7 protein-coding genes are annotated in these 20,151 nt (G+C 61.2%); 3 read left to right on the forward strand and 4 right to left on the reverse strand.

What is annotated here, in order from left to right; all coding sequences use genetic code 11:
- Nucleotides 1-37: 37 nt before the first annotated feature.
- Complete coding sequence (locus tag VHX65_13245) at nucleotides 38-2,263, reverse strand: HlyD family efflux transporter periplasmic adaptor subunit (protein HEX3999511.1); 2,226 nt, start codon at nucleotides 2,261-2,263, stop codon at nucleotides 38-40.
- A 141-nt stretch (nucleotides 2,264-2,404) separates the two neighbouring features.
- On the reverse strand, nucleotides 2,405-3,496 hold the full coding sequence (locus tag VHX65_13250; protein ID HEX3999512.1) for a TIM barrel protein: 1,092 nt from the start codon (nucleotides 3,494-3,496) through the stop codon (nucleotides 2,405-2,407).
- A 954-nt stretch (nucleotides 3,497-4,450) separates the two neighbouring features.
- Here VHX65_13250 and VHX65_13255 point away from each other — a divergent pair.
- Nucleotides 4,451-5,344, forward strand: a complete 894-nt coding sequence (locus VHX65_13255; protein HEX3999513.1) for a hypothetical protein — start codon at nucleotides 4,451-4,453, stop codon at nucleotides 5,342-5,344.
- Nucleotides 5,345-5,472: 128 nt separating this feature from the next.
- Here the strand turns inward: VHX65_13255 and VHX65_13260 are convergent, their stop codons facing one another.
- Together VHX65_13260 and VHX65_13265 are read right to left on the reverse strand one after the other, a co-directional pair.
- On the reverse strand, nucleotides 5,473-6,537 hold the full coding sequence (locus VHX65_13260; GenBank protein ID HEX3999514.1) for a sugar-binding protein: 1,065 nt from the start codon (nucleotides 6,535-6,537) through the stop codon (nucleotides 5,473-5,475).
- Nucleotides 6,538-6,955: 418 nt separating this feature from the next.
- The gene (locus tag VHX65_13265) at nucleotides 6,956-8,872 is read right to left on the reverse strand and encodes a PEP-CTERM sorting domain-containing protein (GenBank protein HEX3999515.1); all 1,917 of its coding nucleotides are present in this window, start codon (nucleotides 8,870-8,872) and stop codon (nucleotides 6,956-6,958) included.
- A 309-nt stretch (nucleotides 8,873-9,181) separates the two neighbouring features.
- Here VHX65_13265 and VHX65_13270 point away from each other — a divergent pair, with 309 nt between their 5' ends.
- Complete coding sequence (locus VHX65_13270; GenBank protein ID HEX3999516.1) at nucleotides 9,182-11,161, forward strand: tetratricopeptide repeat protein; 1,980 nt, start codon at nucleotides 9,182-9,184, stop codon at nucleotides 11,159-11,161.
- 302 nt (nucleotides 11,162-11,463) lie between these two features.
- A partial coding sequence (locus tag VHX65_13275; GenBank protein HEX3999517.1) for a lamin tail domain-containing protein occupies nucleotides 11,464-20,151 on the forward strand: 8,688 nt, incomplete at its 3' end.

The raw sequence follows: 20,151 nt of genomic DNA on the forward strand, positions 1-20,151 counted from the left end.
AGGGCCGACGCTGTGACGGTGTTTTTCCGGCCTCGCCTTACCAGTGGAACTGGAACGTGCCTTCGAGCGAGCGCCATAATCGCGCGCCGAGCGATTGGCTGGGAGCATCGATTTTGGCCCGGCCTGCGGAGCGGTCGCGTAGCGGAATCGGGTGCTCATCGAGCGTGATCCGGGCTTGATACATCGTCTCGAGCGGATGCACCATGCCCGAGGCATCGACGCGGCTCGGCAGTTCGCCGAGATCGGCCAGCTCGCGCGGAGCGACTTCGAGATCGATCTGGGCCACCGCAGTCACTTTGCCGTGCAACGTATCAGCGGGCAATTCGTCGAGTTTGATCGCGACGCTCGCCCCGGGGCGCACGAAATCGACATCCGCCTGATCGATCACCGCCACGGCCTCCAGCTTGCTCGGATCGCCGACGAGGCAAAACGGAGTGCCCGTTTCCAGATAGGCCCCGAGATTGATTGGGTCGAGCGGCGTGTTTGACCAGCCGGGCAATTCGCCCCGCGGCTCGCCCTGCCGCGCGTCCGCCGAACGGCTGCGTGGGGGAAGGACCGTGCCGGAGCGCGGGGCCACGATCGTAAGCCGCTGCCGGTCTTCCAAGCGACGCTTGAGCCGCTCGCTCAGATCGGCCACGGCCTTTTGCGCGGTGGGAATTTCTGCCGCGGCAACGGGATCGCCCCCCTGCTGCCGCAGGATGTTCTGCAAATGAAGTGATTGAGTATTGAGATCGCCTTGAAGCTGGGCGATTTCCAAATCCATTTCGCGATTCTCGAGCCGAGCGAGCGTTTGCCCGACCGTGACAACATCGCCCGCTCGCACGGATTCCAACAGCCTGCCCGACACGTCGACATACACACGTGCGGCGTCGGCCGGCTCCAACACCACGGGCGCCGCGACGCGATGCGGCAACGGGACGCTCAGCACTGCCGCGATCGCCAAACAGGCTCCGCCGGCGAACATCGCCAGCCGGCCCCAATGCACTTCGTCGCGCCGATGCTGGTTTTTCAAAAATCGGACTCCGCTCGCAGCGGGCATCCCGACCATCGCTCCGACGGCCGTCAGCGCGATCAGCAGCACCAATGGATCCAACCCGTACGGCGAGAGCACACGATGCATGAACCACACGATCAACACCACCACCATCAGCCGGTACAGCGCCGATAGCACGGAATACAGCGCCAGCCACCCCTGCCCATGGGCCGGCAACAGCCGATCTTCGACCAACTCGGCCCCGGCGGTAAAGCGAGCCAGCCAGCGCCGCCAGACACTCGAGGCCTGTTGCTGCAAATTCGGCACTTCAAGCAGATCGGAAAGGATGTAGTAACCGTCGTAGCGCAGAAGCGGATTGCCGTTGAGCAGCACCGTATTCACCGAGCAGACGAACATCAGATCGAGGCAAAGCGAATTCAAGAGGCCGTTGCCGGTCGACCACCACACGAAGGTGGCCAATGCGGCGATCACCATTTCAACGACGATCCCGGCCGCGCTGATCGCGATCCGCTGCCGTTTGTCGCCGAGCAGCCAGGCGTCGGACACGTTGCAATACAGGCAGGGCGTGAACACCAGCAGCATGAAGCCGAGCTCGTGGCAGCGGCCGCCGAAATGCCGGCAAGTGAGGGCATGCCCGATCTCGTGCAACACCTTCACCGAACCGATCGCCGCGGCAAGCCAGAACAAATTTCCGGCCCCGAAAAACGCCCGGAAATCCGGCAACCGCGCTTGAAGCGTTTCGCAGTGAACTCCCGCGAGGACGATGGCCGACAGGACGACGAGCGCGCAAACAAACGCCATGGCGCGGGAAAAGATCCAGCGCGTCGCCGGTTCGAGGCGGCCCAAGAATGCGTCGGGATCGATCCCGCGAAACTGCAACGCCAGCACATTCGCAAGCTGCTCCAGCATTTTCTGCCAGCGCTGTTTTCGCCGGCGCTCGAGCAACTCGGCCGCCTGGCCGCTGGAATCGGCGACGATCAGGCCCTCTTCGTGCAGTCGCCCCAGATAAGCTTGCAGGCGCTGCGGATCGAGCCGCCGCGGGGCAAACCGCCGCTCGAAGCGCGATTGGATCTCGTCGATGCTCGTTTGCCCATCGAGCATGCGCAACACGAAGTATTCCTCCTCGCGCAACTGGAAGTAGCGCAGCGCAAGCGGGTCCTTCACGCTCCATTGCGGCCGGCCGCGCATGGCAACGGCTCGCATTTCCAAATCGGGCCGCATCCGCATCGAAAGCGGTCGAGCGGTCGTGGAAAGGGCGAGAGGCAGCAAGGGAGGGCGAGGGTGAGGGTGAGGGTGAGGGGACAGAGCCATGGGCCCTGGAATTATATTGGCACAAACGAAGCCGCGCCGACAGGCCGACGCCGGGATGCCGACCTTCGCGTGCCCTCAACCGCTCCCGAAGTGGGCGGCTCAGCCTTGATAGCCGGCGCGGATGTCGTCGTAGGAACGGAGCTCGTAGCCGATGCCGACGAAATCGAGCACGCGCGTCAGTGCCCGCAGGGCAACGCCCATGCCGTCGGGTCCGCTTGCGCCGCCGTATTGACCGCCCGACTTCAGATGCGGCTCGAGTTCCAGGAAAACGCCCGGAATTCCTCGGCGCCGCAATCGCTTTTCCAGCGCCGGGATCGATTCGCTGAAGTCGCGGAGAATCTCTTCGTAGCCGCTGTTGCCCATTCCGACCGGAACGAAATTGCGCAGCGATGCTTCGTCGACCGGCGCGCTGCGGGCCGAGGCCGCGCGAGTCTTGCTCTTCGTTGCCGACGAGCCTTTTGGCGCGCCATTCGCCCCCCACTTCTTAGCTGGCCGGCTGCGGCGAACCGCGCGATAGTCTTTGACGTGCATCCAGCCAAGTGCCGGCTTCATCGCCAAGTAATGGACAAACACCTCGCTCGTGGAAAAGCCCTGGCAGACGAGATTTGCCGCGTCGAACACCAACACCAGCGCCGGATGGTTCACCTGCCGATGGATCTCGGCGAGGATCAAGCCGTCGCGGCCGACCAGATTCGCTTCGACTTCCAATCCGAACGTCAGATCGGAGCGATGGCACATTTCGGCGATCTGGCCGATCTGATCGACGGCCTGCGCTAAATGTTTCCGCGGATCGTCGGCGGCCGGCGGATAAAACGAAAATCCGCGGATCAGTTTGGTTTCGAAGGCGTGGGCCAATTCGCAGGCCCGGCGCACTTCCTTGGCCAAATAGCGATCGAAAGGGACATAGCGATTCTGCGTGCCATCGTCGATATCCAGCAGTTTCACCTTGCCGATCGGCGAACCGATCGATGCGACGCTGAGATCGTATTCGTCTTCCTGATGCCGGATTTTCTGGATTTCTGCGGTCGTGAGCTGCAAGACATTCTTGACGCCGCGGCCGGCGTCGATCGCACGCAAGCTGTAGTAGTGCAACCCCAGGGCCGCAAACGGAGCGAATTGCTCGACGGCCGTCTTGTGATAAGCGGCTTCGTCGGCGAATCCGCTGAGAATGACTTGGGGTTTGTCAGCCATGCGCAATCGGGCCTCCGGTGGAGATCGACGAGTTAGGGAGAATCGGTGAGGCACTATTGTGGAGCGACACCGCGCGACACGCAAGGGAGGCAAGCGGTAGACCGGTAGGGCCCGGCCGAAAAACAGTTTCTCCACAGACCCCTCTCCCCTTTCAATGGTAGCAGCCACACTCCGTGTGCCGGCTGGCCCGCTCTTTGCGCAACCCGCCGCGGAGCGCAGACGGCACACGGAGTGTGCCTGCTACGTTGGTTGCGGCCCAAGGCCGCTCTGGTGTGCCGATGGCTCTGCCAATGGCACTCTCGCGGAGCTCCAAAACTTCTCCGCAGGTTATGGAGAAGTTCATCGGTAAGAAGCGAACATTCGCAATCTTTGCCCGGCGAGACGGCCCAATGTAGCAGGCACACTCCGTGTGCCGTCTGCCCCGCTCTTTGCGCAACCCGCCGCGGAGCGCAGACGGCACACGGAGTGTGCCTGCTACGTTGGTTGCGGCCAAAGGCCGCTCTGGTGTGCCGATGGCTCTGCCAATGGCACACTCGCGGAATTCCAAAGCCTCTCCGCAGGTTATGGAGAAGTTCATCGGTAAAAAGCGAACGTTCGCAATCTTTGCCCGGCGAGACGGCCCAATGTAGCAGGCACACTCCGTGTGCCGTCTGCCCCGCTCTGTGCGCAACCCGCCGCGGAGCGCAGACGGGAGAAATACATCAGGAAGATACGAACGTTCGAAATCTTTGCCCGGCGAGGCGGCTCAATGTAGCAGGCACACTCCGTGTGCCGTCTGCGCCGCTCTGTGCGCAATCCGCCGCGGAGCGCAGACGGCACACGGAGTGTGCCTGCTACGTTGGTTGCGGCCGATGGCCGCTCTGGTGGGCCACGGGCTCTGCCAGCCTCGGTGGCCGCCTCGCTTACGCTTCGGGCTAGTGTGGGGCACTGAATAATCCGGGCTAGCATTCGCAATTGGCGGCTGGTTTCAAAGCCACGGAACTCGCCTTGCCTTTTTCTGGATCGTGCGGGAGGATGCCCGCCATGCCTTACATCACTCGACATCGGCTGGTACCAGCCGAATCTCGCCGCCATTGGCAACGCCTTGCGTTACCGATCTTATTCGCAATTACGGTCTTATGTGTTTCGTTGGGCACGATTTGCAATCGCGCAACCCGTCAGAGAAACGCAGTCAAGATCATTGAAAAGGCAGGCGGCAAGGTTTGGTACGACTACCAGGTTGCCGAAGAAGGTCCCTTTGGCGGGGCGGCGGGTCCGGCCACCGCTCCAACTTGGCTCAGAAATTGGATCGGCGTCGACTATTGTGCCACGGCGATCGGCGTTGTGCTAACGGATGAAGATGGAGTCAGCAAGAACGTATTTCGCGCGATCGGCGACTTGCCGCATTTGCGAACGGTCAGCTTATCGGGAATGGCAGTCACGGATTCGACGTTGTTGAACCTTCGAGATTTGGGCGATCTTCGAGAATTGACGATCTCCGATTCCTCGGTCAGCGATGCGGGGTGGAAACCTCTTGAACAATTGACTCGCCTAGAATTCTTGACCTTGGACGGCTCCAATGTCGACGACGCTGCATTGTCGCACATCAAAGGTTTGACACATTTGAAGGATTTGAAGCTCTTCACGACCGGCGGAGTCACGGACGCCGGTTTGAGCGATCTGCAGCGCCTTTCTCGACTCATGCACCTCACGCTATATTCGAGTGATAAGATAACGGATGCCGGAATGCAGTACATCAAACGCTTGCCTCGCTTGACACTGCTTGACATCGCGATGACCGGCGTCAGCGAAGCCGGCGTGCGCGACCTGAAAGAGGATTTGCCAACGCTGCGGATAATTCGCCGGTAGCGGAGGCGGGCAGCATGAGCTTGTTGCTTTCCTTCGCTCTCGACATTGCGATTGGGCTGCTGCTGAAGTGGGTGCGTGATTGAGCGGCAATCGCCTCCGCCGAAATCGCTGAACGAGAAAACCGGCAATTATCGAGGTTTGGCCGCGGCTGTCTCCGCGGGATCACCATGCAGCACCTTTTCGGTCCTGGCGGTGACTATCCTTCCGGCTTGATCCAATGCCGAGACCTCGACGGTGTAGATTCCGGGCGGCAGGTCAAACAGTTCCCAGTTTCCCGTCCAGACGTCGAAGCCGGAGCCGTCGAGCGTCTTGCGGTTTCCAGCGGTCGTTTTCCGCACCTTGCCGTTGCCGTCCAAGAGTTTGCCTTCGAACTTCGCCACGGCTTTATCGATGGTCGGCGAAATGCAAACGGCGCCATAGAGCCAGCCGTAATTTCCCGATTTCGTCAAGCTCATTGGCAGCAGCGCTTTGCCGAACGGCTTGAGGTCGCCGGGCTCGATTTTGTCGACGAGCCTCACTCGCCCGAAGGCTGAAGGCGTGGCCACGTTGTCAGGTGAGGAATAGACGAACGTGCGATCGGCCCGCGGGCCGCCGTCGCTGCTGCATAGTTCGCAGTCGATGCCGATTATTTCATCGGCCTTGGCTTTGAACTCCGGGAAGTTTGCCCAGGGCAACTTGAATTCGGCGGTCCAGCCCCAGGGCGTTTTCTCACCGGCGATTTCGACGCCGTGCAGCCTGAGGCCTTTGAAAGCCGGCAAGTCGCGCACCGCCCAACGAGGCTTGATGTCGGTCTTGGTGAAGGGGGTCCAGAACATGTGGAGCGAGCCGGGGCCGAATTGCGGTCCGCCGAGTTTGTCGCCACGGCGAGTGTCGAGATAGAATTCGACCGCGTCGCCGTCCCAGATCGCCGATCCGAAATGGGCCGGATGCTGATCGAGACAGCGAAGGCCGACGTAGAGATTGTCGTCGTCCCAGAGAAACAGGAATTCCCCTCCCCGGTTCGCGAAGTCGGGATGTCCGATATTGACCGGCGTGACGAACGCCCTATCCCAATCGTCGAGCTTGCCGTCCATCTTGACCGGCTTCGTGGCTTTCGGAATCAGGCCGACAATCGGCTTCTGCTGAGCGAACACGGCAGAAGAAACCGAGTTCAACAACACGGCGATCAACAGGCCCGCGCGCGGGAGATTCATGTCGCGGCTCCGAAAAGCAGGGATGCGCAGCTTCGCCGCATCGTAGCCAGCAAAGCAGCACGCTGCAACCCAACCGGCTCCTCGCCGCTCCTCGCTCGTCGTTGCTTCTCGTGTACGCCCGTCATGTTGGACACGCAATGTCTCGGGCGTCGGGCTACCGGTGGTGTGTCGCTGCCGCAGGGAGCCAGTGCCCACGGCGAGTCGCCATCTTGCACGCACGGCCGCGTCGAGAAGCGGGGCAGTTTGCCGAAAACGTTTTCGAGCACAATGTCGCCTTCCCGCGATTCTTTTGCTGGTGAGGTCTCGTGCGAGGCAAGTTGGCACGGCCGAAAAATAAGTTCCGCTGTTCAAACCCCTCACGCTGCCCTTTCCCGCAAGGGAAGAGGGGTCGGTGGAGAAGTTATTTTTCGGCCGAGCCTTAGGTCGGAAGAAGTCGACGCGTAAACCCCGCCCAAACTGCCAGTCCGGCAACGGCAAGCGCGGCCAGCAACAGCGTCGGGGGTTCGGGCACTACGGCGAACTCGCTGTTGTGATTCAGCACTGCCCACGCATCCTGGTCCGTTGGATCGACGCCCCAGGCGCCGAGGATCTCGTTTAGTTGCGCATTGCTCAAGCTTCCGATCGTCGCCGCCGTCCACGGCGCACCATAATCCTCAGTCATTAGCAATGGATAACTAGAATTGCCATCGAGACTATTGAGAAATGCGACAAACGAGCCCACGTAGCTTGGCGTCGAGTTGGCTGATGTAACGATTCCGCCGGTATCGCCGGTGTTGGCATGTTGCCACTCGGCGATACCGTTTCCACCACCGTTTGGATTGAGCCAAGCCAGGTAGACGCCTCCGGCGGCTGCCGTCGTCGCCTCACTGGAACCGAGGGTCGCGGGATCGAACGTCAGTTGCAACACGAATGGATCGGATTGCACTGGTCCGTCGGTCGGGCTTCCCGTCGCGGCCGAGGCCATGCCGTAGAGATTCACGACGTCGCTGATCAACGGGGATGCCGGCGAACCACCTTCAGACATGGGGGTTTCGGCGAGTGTGCGGTTTCGCCAGGTCATCGACACGCTCGCAGCATCGTTGGCCGTGAACGAGCCGGAGTTGTTTCCTGCCAATATCGTCGCGACGGTGTTTTCGATCGGACCGCCGACGGTGGTGCCGCTGGTCTGCGATGCCACCTGCGTGGATACCCCGGCGTAGCTGCCGCCGACTGCGTAGGAATAGCTGAGCACCGTGCCGCCGAAGGTTCCGCTTCCGGAATTGTCGATGGTTGCGGCGCCTGGGCCCGGGCCGGGGGCGAATGCGACGCCTGAAAATCCGGAATCGCCGGTGGCGGTGGCGAGGGTGATCGGCGCGCCGAAACTGCCAGTGCCGGAGGTGCCGGAGTCGAATGTGAACAGGTCTTTTACAAGCGAATTATCGGGGGCCCAGCCGGCTGCGGCGCTGCTGCCCGTCGTGGCATACAGCGTAACGGTGTTGCCCGTCTGAATGCCGGTGAGACCGACGAATGAACCGCCGAGGCTGGCGACGTTGGTCCATGTTGCGGCGCTGCTGCTGTAGGTCCATTCTTGCAGGCCGACGGTCGCATCGGCGACGAACATCGTGTTCGGGCTGGTGAAGAAAAAGGCATAGGTGTTCGGGGCGGTGGTCGCCGTCATGCCGGGGAGCATCGTGCCGGTCGGTTTGCCGCTCGCGGGCTCGGCGGGCGAAAACTGTTCGACGCCCAGGTCCGTCTTATTCGAGGAAGCAAGCAGTTCATTCACGCCCGTCGGCGAGACGGCGGCGGGAACGATCGATAGCGAGCGCAAATTCGAAGCGTCGATATTTTTAGTGGAGAGCGCCGTGGAATCGCTTGAACCAAGCGTGGTGTAGACAAGCCCGTTCGGACCGGCGATCCAAACTTCGTTGCCGTCGTCGGAAGTGGCGCTGCGCGTGTTGTTGCCGCCGAGCGCGTCGGTCGTGGTCGTGGTGTCGATGCTGCCGGCGTTGTTGATCAGCCCGACGGTGGATTCGCCCTGCGTGGTTCCGCCGACACCCACGTCGTATCCGGCGCCCACTAGGAATTGCCCATTCGCCGAAAGCGACAGTTCGCCTTCGGATGCGGCGGTTCCTCCGAGGGTGAGCGGGTTGTTCGAACCGCTGGCGGCTGTCGGCAGCGCCAATTGTTGCACCGAGGCGCCCGACGTGCTGATTTCGTCGAGAAACGCGGCGGTGCCTTTATTCGTGAGTGCGGTGCCGCTGCCTGTGGCGCCGATCTGCGTGACGACCAAATCGCCGACGCTGAATTCGGTGCTCCAAGCCGCCCGCTCTTGCGACGCTAAAACGACAGCAAACAACGTCGCAACGGACGCTACGTGCGCCGCGGAAGCAATAGCTCGAGTTTTGCGAATCGGAGTCATTAGCCCTCGCTCGATGCGGTTGGCTGAACGGCGCCGCCCGGCGGGGGCGCAACGGTTTCCCGGTTCGAGCCGACAATACACCTTCCCCCGCCCTGAAAGAATTGCCGACCGCGAGGTCGATTATACTCGCTCGCCGCACGCAATTGTCTACGGTGCCATTTTTTTTCGAGACAACTCGCTCGATCGAGATCTGCCAGTCGCGGGGCATGCGTCGATCGTCACACGGCGTCGGCTTATACTTGCGCCATGGCAACGATTTTCGACGCTCTGACCGCCGCGCTGCGCCACCATCGCGAAGGCCGCCTGCGGGCAGCCGAGCAAATCTATCGGCAGATTCTTGCGGTCGAACCGAATCAACCCGAGGCGTGGCATTTGCTCGGCGTCGTTGCCCACCAAGCCGGCAATCACGCGATCGCGGCGGAATACATCGCCCGCGCGATCGGATTGAACGGTTCCGACGCGGCGATGCACAACAACCTGGGCGAAGCCCTCATTGCACTACGTCGGTTTTCCGAATCGGTCGAGCCCTACCGCCGGGCGATCGAGCTCAAGCCCGACTTTGCCGAGGCGCACAGCAATCTCGGCAACGCGCTGAAGGAACTCGGAAGAATCGACGAAGCGATTGCCAGCTACGGGCATGCTCTCCGGCTAAAGCCCGATTTCGCGGAAGCCCATTTCAATCTCGGCAACGCGGTGCGCGGACAAGGCACGCTTGAGGAAGCCGCCGGCTGCTACCGGCGCGCCATCGGATTCAAGCCCGGCTACGCCGAGGCGCATAGCAACCTTGGAAATGTCTTGACGATTCAGCGGAAGTGGGACGAAGCGGCGTCCTGCTTCCGGATTGCCGCCGAACTCCGGCCCGACTACGCCGAGCCACACAACAACTTGGGAAATATCCTCCGCGAACAAGGCAATTTGCCGGAAGCAGTCGCCCATTTCCGTCGGGCCGTGGAATTGAACCCCCGTTTTGTGAAGGCACACTACAACCTGGCCACCGCACTCGCGGAACAGGGCACGCTTGAGGAAGCCGCCGGCTGCTATCGCTATGTCGTGCAATTGCGGCCAGACCATGCCGAGGCCCACAATAATCTAGGCAGCGTGCTGGAAGAAATGGGAGAATTTGCCGGCGCTGAGGCAAGCTTCCGCGCCGCGCTGCGGTCCGATCCGAGATTCGCGCTGGCGCACTATAATCTAGCGGCGCTGTTGGGTGGCAATCTTCCGCCGGCCGATCTTGCCGGCCAGTCGCAACTATTGGACGATGCCGACCTCACCGTTTGCCAGCAAATGCTGCTGCACTTCGGCTTGGCCAAAGTGTTCGACGCACGCGGCCAATATACCGCCGCCGCCGAACACCTCACTCGGGCCAACGCGCGGCAGTTGGCCGCGCGCAATGAGAGCGGACGGGCCTACGATCCGAGCGAATTCGAAACGCTCGTTTCCCAAATGATCGCGGCCTGCCCGCCTGAGTTCTTCGAGCGCGTGCGATCTTGGGGGTCGGCGAGCGAAACGCCAGTGTTCGTCGTCGGGTTGCCGCGGTCGGGCACGACACTCGTCGAGCAGATTCTTGCCAGCCACCCGCAGGTTTTCGGGGCGGGCGAGCTGCCGCTGGTGCAGCAAACAATGACCCAGCTTTGCGGGCCGACCGCAAACATCGTCGCAGGCCTGGCACAACTTAGCCGGCAAGCCGCGGGCGAACTTGCCGCGCGGCATTTAGAGCGGCTTCGCGATTTCGACAGCGAGGCCGTTTGCATCGTCGACAAAATGCCCGGCAACACCTTGTTCCTGGGTCCGTTGGCGGTTCTGTTTCCCCGCGCGAAGGTGATTCATTGCCGTCGCGACTTGCGCGACGTCGCAGTTTCCTGCTGGATGACCTACTTCGATAAAATCCGCTGGGCCAACGATCCGCGGCACATTGCCTCGCGATTCCATCAGTACCAACGGCTGATGGCCCATTGGCGGCAGGTTCTGCCGGCCCCGATGTTGGAGATCGACTACGAAGAGCTCGTTGCGGATCTAGAGGGCGTCGCTCGACGGCTTGTCGCAGGGTGCGGACTCGATTGGGATCCGGCTTGCTTGGAATTCCATCGGACGAGCCGGCCGGTGCGAACCGCGAGTGCCGTCCAGGTGCGGCAACCGGTGTTTACCTCTTCGGCCGGCCGGTGGATGCGTTACCAGGAGGCGTTGGCCTCGCTGTTCGAAGAGCTTCGACGCGGGGCGGCGACCTGATCCGGCGAGCGTGAATCGTCAGCGTGCGCGGTGGCCGCGCAGCCGTGGAAAGTCGAAGCGAAGGCCCGCGGCGGGGCAAAACCGCAACGTCGCTCGGCTGTTTCTCGATCCCCGACAAAAATCGGCAAAATTTTGCTGAACTTTCGCGAGGGTTTGGTTAAGATTCTGCCAGCGTCTATTTCGACCGGGCGTCGCGGCGAATCTGGCTGATGGTCGCCCGCGGGGGGGAAAATCGATGTCAGAGGGCGTGCTCCGACTGCGCGCCGACTGAATTCGGATGGGAATCGAAAATCGAGGATCACATGGCAGCTAAGAATCGCGCCGCCCGCAGTCGCCGCCGGCGTCTGTCGTCTTCCGACCAGGGCTCTTCGAAGCGAGCGCGGCTTTCGCAAGTGCATCGCCTGGGATTGGAGTGGCTCGAATATCGGCGAATGCTCACCACGTCGCCGATTATCATCAGCGAAATCGCGCCAGCGGCAGTTTCCAATGTGGTCGATAGCGCGGGCGTCGCCGCCGATTGGCTCGAAATCACCAACACCAGCAGCACCCAGGCCGTGAATATGAACGGCTGGAAGCTCGAGTACGGCAACAGCTCGCCGACAATCTGGACGTTTCCCAACATGACGCTCGGCCCCGGCGAGGCCCGCGTCATTTTTTGCGATTCCAACTCGCAAACCGATCCGACGCAAGAATTGCACACGAATTTCAATCTCAGCAAATCCGGCAAAGATCTGGAGCTGGTCGACAATTTGGGCGACGTGATCTCGTCGTACGAACCGTATCCCGCCTCGACTTCGGGCATCTCCTACGGGATCGGCGAAATCGTCAACGAAACCTCGATCATCCCGGTCGGCGCCACGGCAACCTATTACGCTCCGACGAACGGCTCGCTGGGCACCACCTGGACCGAGCCGAGTTTCAACGATTCCACTTGGGCGTCGGGCCCGACCGGGCTCGGCTATGCGCAGTCCAACGGCTTCGCCACGACGCTCTACAAGGCGAACACCGGCAGCGTCGCGAATCTGGCTCAGGCCGAGACGGTGATCGACACGTCTTCGGAGGAAAGCTCGGTTACGAGCGACACCGAATCGGTCCTGAATTTCATGGACACCGGCGGTGGCGGGAATTTCGGCAGCGACAACCCGTTCCCCGGCATGACCGTCGGTGAGGGATCGAGCTACTATGTGTTGACGGCCACGGGAACGATCACGATCCCCTCGTCGGGCTACTACACGTTCGGCGCCAGTTCCGACGACGGGTTTTCGATGACCCTCACGGGCGCGAATTTCTTCGACGGCGCGAACACCACCACGGCCAGCGGCAGCACGATGGCCAGCGACGAGCTGCAAGGACCAACCAATACTTTCGCCACAACCTACCTCACGGCCGGAAGCTATCCGGTCAATCTGACCTATTATCAGAACGCCGGCGGCGCGGAATTCGAATTCTTCGCCGAAGCCAGTTCGGCGAGCGGAGTGATAACGTTCAATTCGAATTTTCAACTGGTCGGCAACACGTCGGCAGGGGGCTTGGCGGTCACCAGCGTGCCGTTCGCCGGAGGCGGCAGTTCGGCTACCTCGCCGATTGCCGCGGCAATTCAGACGAACGTCAAATCGACCGTTCAATCCGCGATTTCCACCGCTGGCGCCACTTCGCTCTACGTCCGGATGGACTTCGATGCTTCCGATATTTCCTCGCTGAGTTCGCTGACGCTGCAAATGCAATACGACTCGGGGTATGTCGCTTATCTGAACGGCGTCGAGGTGGCCAGCAGCAACGCGCCGGCAAATCCGACGTGGAACTCGCAGGCTTTGGAGTATCGCAACAGCCAAGTGCAATCGACCACTTTCGAAGACGTCGATCTTTCGTCGTTCTTGAATCCCGACACGACCGGCGCGCTGACGGCGACCGGCAACGTGCTGGCGATTCAGGTGCTGATGGCATCGCCGAGCGATCAGAGCCTGTTTGTGATGCCGGCGCTCTCCGAGATTTCGATCGCGCAATCCGGCTTGCACTTCTTCAACCAGCCTTCGCCGGGAACCTACAACACGGTGGGCACCTGGGAACCCGATCTGACGTTCAGCGTTCAGCATGGTTTCTACAGCGCGCCGTTTGCGTTGACGTTGTCGACGAGCATCTTCGGCGCGAAGATTTACTATACGACCGACGGTTCCGCCCCGAGCGCAACCAACGGCACGCTCTACAGCGGCCCGATCGCGATTTCCACGACGACCGATGTCCGCGCCGTCTCGATCATCGATGGAAACGCCGGCATCGTCTCGACCGAGAGCTACATCTTCCTCGCGGATGTGATCAATCAGCCGTCCGATCCGGCTGGATTTCCGACGACTTGGGGCGACAACGGCAGCGGCGAACCGCAGCCGGCCAACTACGGGATGAATCCCGCGATCACGCAAAATCCGCTGTACTCCGCCGGGTTGGAACAAGATCTGTTGTCGTTGCCCACGATTTCAATCACGACGGCGATCCCGAATCTCTTCTCGAGCAACTTGAGCCCGAGCACCAACTCCGGAATCTACACGAATCTGGATAATCTCGAGCAGAGCAATGGAGTCCAACTGGAGGTGCCGGCGTCGTTCGAGTATTTCAACTCCAGCGGTTCGATCAGTTTGCAAATCAACATGGGCCTGCAGATGGAAGGGGCCGTCGGACGAGATCCGCAATACGAGGACCACAATTTCCGGGTGCAGTTCTCATCGGCGTATGGGCCGTCCAGTCTCGATTTTCCGCTGTTTCCCGGCGACTCCGTCACTTCGTTCGAGAATATCGATCTGAAGGCCGGTTTCAACGATTCATTTGCCTGGGCCGGCTCGGGCAATGCGCCGGGCGACGCGGCGCAATACATGCGCGACATTTTCGCATCGAACAACATGCTGGCGATGAACGAACCGGGATTCCATTCGCAATACGTGTTCCTCTATATCGACGGGTTGTTCTGGGGCATGTATGAGATGATCGAGCGCCCCGACGCCGATTTCGCGGCGGCCTATCTGGGCGGCTCGCCCTCGCAATACGAAGCAAACAACGATGGCCACGAAGTCGACGGCAGCGCGACGAACCTGCCGTATTGGAATGAGCTGATGAATTTCCCCAGTTCGAACAATATGAACACGCTTGCGGCCTTCGAGCAGATCCAGGGAAACAATCCCAACGGCACGCCGAACTCGAGCTTCACCGATCTTCTCAACATGAACGATTACATCGACTACATGTTGAACAACCTCTATATCGGCAATACGGACTGGCCCTGGCACAACTTCTACGCCGCCATCGATACCGCCGACCCGACCGGTTTCGATTTTTTCAGTTGGGATGCGGAAATGTCGCTCGGGATCGACAATGGCGGCTTCGACAGCAGCCTCAATGTGAACGTGCTGGGCCTTGGACGCGATGGGTCCTCGACCTATTCCGGCGGCAACGGCGTGGCGGCGCTGTATGTCGACATGGCGTCGAATCCCGAATTCGACATGGCGTTTGCCGACCAGGTCCAGCAAATGTTTTTCAACAGCGGCGCGCTCTCGCCGGCTGCCACGATCGCGCGCTACCAATCGCAGATCAACACGATCGAACAGGCGATGGTCGCCGAATCGGCCCGCTGGGGCGATATTCCGACCAGCGCCGGTCCGATCCCCAACACCGAGGCGGGTTGGCTCAACGAAGCCGATTGGATCGTCGACACGTATCTGCCGCAGCGCACCAGCATCGTGCTCGCGCAATTGCAAGCCGCCGGTCTGTATCCCGATATTTACGCGCCGGATTTCTATGTCAATGGCGTCGACCAGTATGGCGGCACGTTCAATCCGGGCGACCACCTGACGATGTCGGCCTCGGGCCTGCCGGCCGGCGCTGTGATCTACTACACGCTCGACGGCACGGATCCTCGGCTCGTTGGCGGCGCCGTGAACACCGCCTCCGACGTGTACACCTACCTCCCCGGCCAATCTGCCCCGATCACGCTCGCGCAAGGCGAAGAAGTCCGTGCCCGCGTCTACGACAATGGCGCCTGGAGCGCCATTTCCGAAGCCGAATTCATCGTGAACCTTTCGTCGATCCGCGTCACGGAAGTCATGTACGATCCGCTCCCGGCCACGCAAGCTGAAATCAACGCGGGCTACACGAGTGTCGACGGCAAGGAAGATTTCGAGTTCATCGAGATTCAGAACACGAGTTCTGGCGCACTCCCCTTGCAAGGCTTGCAATTCACCAACGGCGTCACGTTCTCGTTCCCGAATGTCACCGTCGGCGGCGGCGATTACATGGTCGTCGTTGCCGATGAAGCGGCGTTTGATATCCGATACGGCGCCGAATTGGACGCCCAATTCGGAGCCGATTGGCAAAGCTTGATCGTGGCGGGCGAGTATTCGGGCCACTTGAGCAACAGCGGCGAAGAGTTGACGCTGACTTCGCCCGACGGCGGCGTCGTCCAGGATTTCACCTACAGCCCCGATTGGTATGCCCAAACGGCGGGTGGCGGGTTCTCGCTGCAGATTCGCAGCACCGCGCAAGGGGCCGCGCTCTGGAGTTCGGCCAGCGGCTGGGAGCCAAGCGGCGAGTTGAACGGCACTCCAGGCACCGGCGAATTGCTTTCGATTCCGCTGCCCGGCGCCATCGTGGTGAACGAAGTGCTCGCCAACCCGATCATCGCCGGCGGCGACCTGATCGAGCTGCACAACACCACGTCGCAACCGGTGAATGTCGGCGGCTGGTGGCTCAGCGACAGCAACTCGAATCTGACGATGTATCAGATCGCCGCCAACACGATCATCGCCCCCTACGGCTATCTGGTCGAAAGCGATGCACACAATTATGGTCCCGGCTCGGGCGATCCCGGCGCAGACACGCCGTTTGTCTTGAGCCCTGACGGCTTCGACATCTTGCTTTCGTCGAACGACGATGGCGCCGCCGGCGGCTATCAAGAAAGCCAGGCGTTCGGCGCCACGCCGCTGGGCATCTCCGCCGGTCTGCTCGCCGACTCGACGGGCAGCACGGATTTCGTGCTCCTTTCGAGCCCGACCTTCGGCACCGAACCGAATTACACCGGCGCCGCCAATGTCGCGACGGCGTACGTTTCACCGATCGTCATCAACGAGCTGATGTACGATCCGTCGCAGCCGACCGCTGCCGAAACGGCGGCCGGCTTCACCGACAGCGACGATTTCGAGTTCATCGAACTCTACAATCGCTCTTCGACTCCGCAATCGCTCACCAACTACTATCTCGGTAGCGGAATCGGCTTCACATTCGGCTGGTATTCGGATGGCGATCCCGGCGAATATTGGACGCTGGAACAAGGCGCCACCGCCACCTGGACCACCGACGCCCTCGGCGCCGGCACGTACACCGTTTACGCCGACTATAGCCTCACCGATCAGACTGGCGCCGCGCGCAAGGTCGATAGCGACGCCCAATACACGATCCTCTATCCCGGCGGATCACAGACGGTCACGATCGATCAAAGCACCGCCGTCGACGGCAAACTCGATCTGGGCAGCATCACCACGACCGGCGCCGGACAGATTCAAGTCGAGCTGACTCGCGGCGCATCGGCCAGCGCGACGGAATGGACGATGGCCGATCAGGTCGAATTCGTTTCGTCGGCCGTCGATCTTACGGTCGGCAATCCGGCGGTGGACTCTTTCTCGATGCAAAGCGGCCTGACCACGCTCGCTCCGGGCGGATATGTCGTTTTGGTCAGCGACTACGCGGCATTCAATTTCCGCTACGACATTGCGGCGAACGATATTCCCGTTGCCGGCGTCTATTCGGGCCATCAAAGCAACAGCGGCGAATTGATCGCCCTCGAAGAAGCCGGCCCCGCGAATCCGACCACCGGGTTCGTTCCCTACTACCAAACCGATCTGGTCGATTACGGCGATGATTCGCCTTGGCCGACCATCGCCGCCGGCGAGGGACCGTCGCTCGTTCGGCTCCGCCCGGCCGATTATGGCAACGACCCCGACAATTGGATGGCGGGCAATGTCGGCGGCACGCCGGGCGCCGTGAATATCGCCTACGATCCGATCGCCCCCACCGTGCCGGCCAATCTCGCCGCCGTTGCCAATGCCAGCAGCGGCGCGATCGTGCTTTCTTGGACCGCCTCGGCCGATCCGCGCAGCGACGTGGCCGATTATGTGATCTATCGAGACGGCACGGCCATCGGCACTTCGGAAACAACCTCGTTCACCGATACGACTGTCACCACGGCCACGAACTACACCTTTACCGTCAGCGCCGTCAACCGCGACGGCGTCGAAAGCGATCAGTCGTCGTCGATCGTTGCCGCATTGCCGGGCATCACTTCCTACGACTGGATCGACCCGAACGATATCGAAATCTACTTCAACGAGCCGCTCACCTCGGCCTCGGCCGGCACGCTCGCGAATTATTCGATCAGCGGCGGAATCACGTTCACCGCCGTCGCGCTTTCGCTCGACGACACGAAAGTCACGCTGACGACCAACACGGCCCTCGCCGCCGGCAATGCGTTCACGATTACGATGCATAATCTGGCCACCGCATCCGGCGACATATTGCCGAGCACGGTGCAGCTTTCGGGCATCTTCCAATACCCGACCGGCACGATTCTGGATCAAGTCTGGGACAATCTGGACGGCGGCGACACCGTCGGCGATCTTACGAATCCGGCATTGAATCCCGATTATCCGAACAATCCGACCTATTCGACGTATCTGACTTCCTTCGAAGCCCCCAATACCACCGGCATCGACGACTACGGCCAGCGAGTTCAAGGCTATATCTATCCGCCCACGACGGGCTACTACACATTTTGGATCGCCAGCGACGATGAGAGCGAGTTGTTGCTCTCGACCAATGCGAGTCCGGCCAATGCGGTGCAGATCGCCTATGTGTCCTCGTACACGGCCTATCGGCAATGGACCGCGGAGTCGAACCAGCAATCGGCGCAGATTTATCTCGTCGCGGGGCAGCGCTATTACATCGAAGCGCTGATGAAGCAAGGGGACGGCGGCGACAATCTGTCGGTGGCCTGGCAAATTCCGGGAACCACGTTCAACACCAGCAGCGGCGGACCGATTCCCGGCACGTATCTGGCTCCTTACGGTGGCAATCTCGACCTGACTCAACCTGCCGCTCCGGCGAATCTTCAGGCCAAGATCACCGGCGCCAACAACCAGATCACGCTCAGTTGGTCGCCCGTCATCGATCTCACCAGCGGAATCGCCGACTATGTGATTTATCGCAACGGTCAGGAGTACGCCACGACAACCTCGACCACCTTCACCGACACGCAGAACATTGCCTCGGAGAATCTCGACACGTACGAGGTGGCCGCGGTCAATTGGGACGGCATCCAAGGCGCGGAATCCGCCGCGGTCTCGCTTTCGCCGCTCGGCATCGCTTCGGTGACGACGATCAACAACACGACCGTCGCCGTCAAGTTCACCGAGCCGGTCGATCCGGCCTCGTCGCAAGTTGTCGCCAACTACCAGATTCCGGGCTTGACGATTTCGTCCGCCGCGCTGCAGTCCGACGGCATCACCGTGCTGCTGGCCACTTCGACGATGACCAGCAGCAGCTATACCGTCTCGGTTCGCAATGTCGACACGCTCGAGGGCCAGCTAATTCCGACGCTGAGCGATTCGTTCACGAATGCCGGTGTCGGCTGGGCTGTCACGGTGTATGAAGGCAATTCGAATATCACGGTTTCGACCGTCGAAACCGCCGAGCAACTGATCGAAACTTCCTCGGATTGGGCAGTCACGCCAATCGCGGCATCGCCATCCGTCATCAATTATTCGACCGGCAACACCGGCACCGAAGGCGACTTTGGCAACGACAATCCGCTACCGGGCCAAAGCTCCGTCCAGAACAATGTCTACAACTACGCCCTCACCGCGACCGGCCAAATTTATATCCCAACTGCCGGCACTTATACGTTCGACGGCAACACCGACGACGGCTTCATGCTGACCATCGTCGGCGCGAATTTCATCAGCGGCACGGGCGACACCAGCGTCAGCGGCGATTCGTTCGAGTACGACGCCACTCGCGGCGCTGCCGATTCGCTGGGTGTGGCCAATTTTGCCACCGCCGGCTATTACTCGATCAGCCTTGTCATGTTCAACGACGGCGGTCCGTCGGGCGCTGAAATCTCGGCCGCGGCGGGCACTCAAACGGCATTCAGCAGCAGTCTGTTCCATCTCGTCGGCGACACGGTCGATGGCGGCCTGGCAATGGGCGGTTTCTATGCCCCCGCTCCCTTCACGGCCGCGGTAAACCCGCTCACCACCAACGACACCAGCCCGAGCCTCACAGGATCGACGAATAGCACATCGGTGAATCTCACGGTCCGAGTCAACGGTGTTTATTATGCCGTGACGAACAGCAACGCGGCCTGGACGCTGCCGCCCGGCGATATCCAGCCCGCGCTCGCCAACGGCACCTACACCGTCCTCGTCGAGGCATCGTCCGCCTCAGGCCAAACGGCATTCAACACCGACCTCGATCAACTGACGATCGACACCGCGGGTCCCACGGTGAATGTCATCGCGCCCGTTCCCTCGGCGATCACGACCCCGCTCAGCTCGATCGCCATTCATTTCGGCGAGCCGGTCGAGGGCTTTAGCTTGCAGAACGTGCAATTGACCTTCGATGGCTTGAGCGCCCCGCTCGCCGGAGCCACGCTGACCACGACCGACAATCAGAATTGGACCCTCGGCAATATCAGCGGTCTTACTGCTCAAGATGGCTCCTACCAGCTTACGGTGAATGCCCAGGGTTGGGCGGTTGACGACGCATCGGGCACCGCTCTGGCCACTTCGGCGACCGCTTCCTGGAGTCTCTACACGCCGCAAGTCGCCAATGAGGATGTGTTCTACTTCGGCTCGACGAAGTGGGACTCGGCGGCCAACAATGGCGTCGGCGACACGGCCGCGAACCCGAGTGTCGATTTCGGGGCCGTCGCCACCGACAAGACGGCGTTGCAGCCC

It is taken from the genome of Pirellulales bacterium (assembly GCA_036267355.1).
Lineage (GTDB): Bacteria > Planctomycetota > Planctomycetia > Pirellulales > DATAWG01 > DATAWG01.

What these genes read in the sequence shown, in the direction of transcription:
- VHX65_13250 (HEX3999512.1), bottom strand. Translation starts at nt 3,496, where the DNA reads ATGGCTGACAAACCCCAAGTCATTCTCAGCGGATTCGCCGACGAAGCC.
- VHX65_13260 (HEX3999514.1), bottom strand. Translation starts at nt 6,537, where the DNA reads ATGAATCTCCCGCGCGCGGGCCTGTTGATCGCCGTGTTGTTGAACTCG.
- VHX65_13270 (HEX3999516.1), top strand. Translation starts at nt 9,182, where the DNA reads ATGGCAACGATTTTCGACGCTCTGACCGCCGCGCTGCGCCACCATCGC.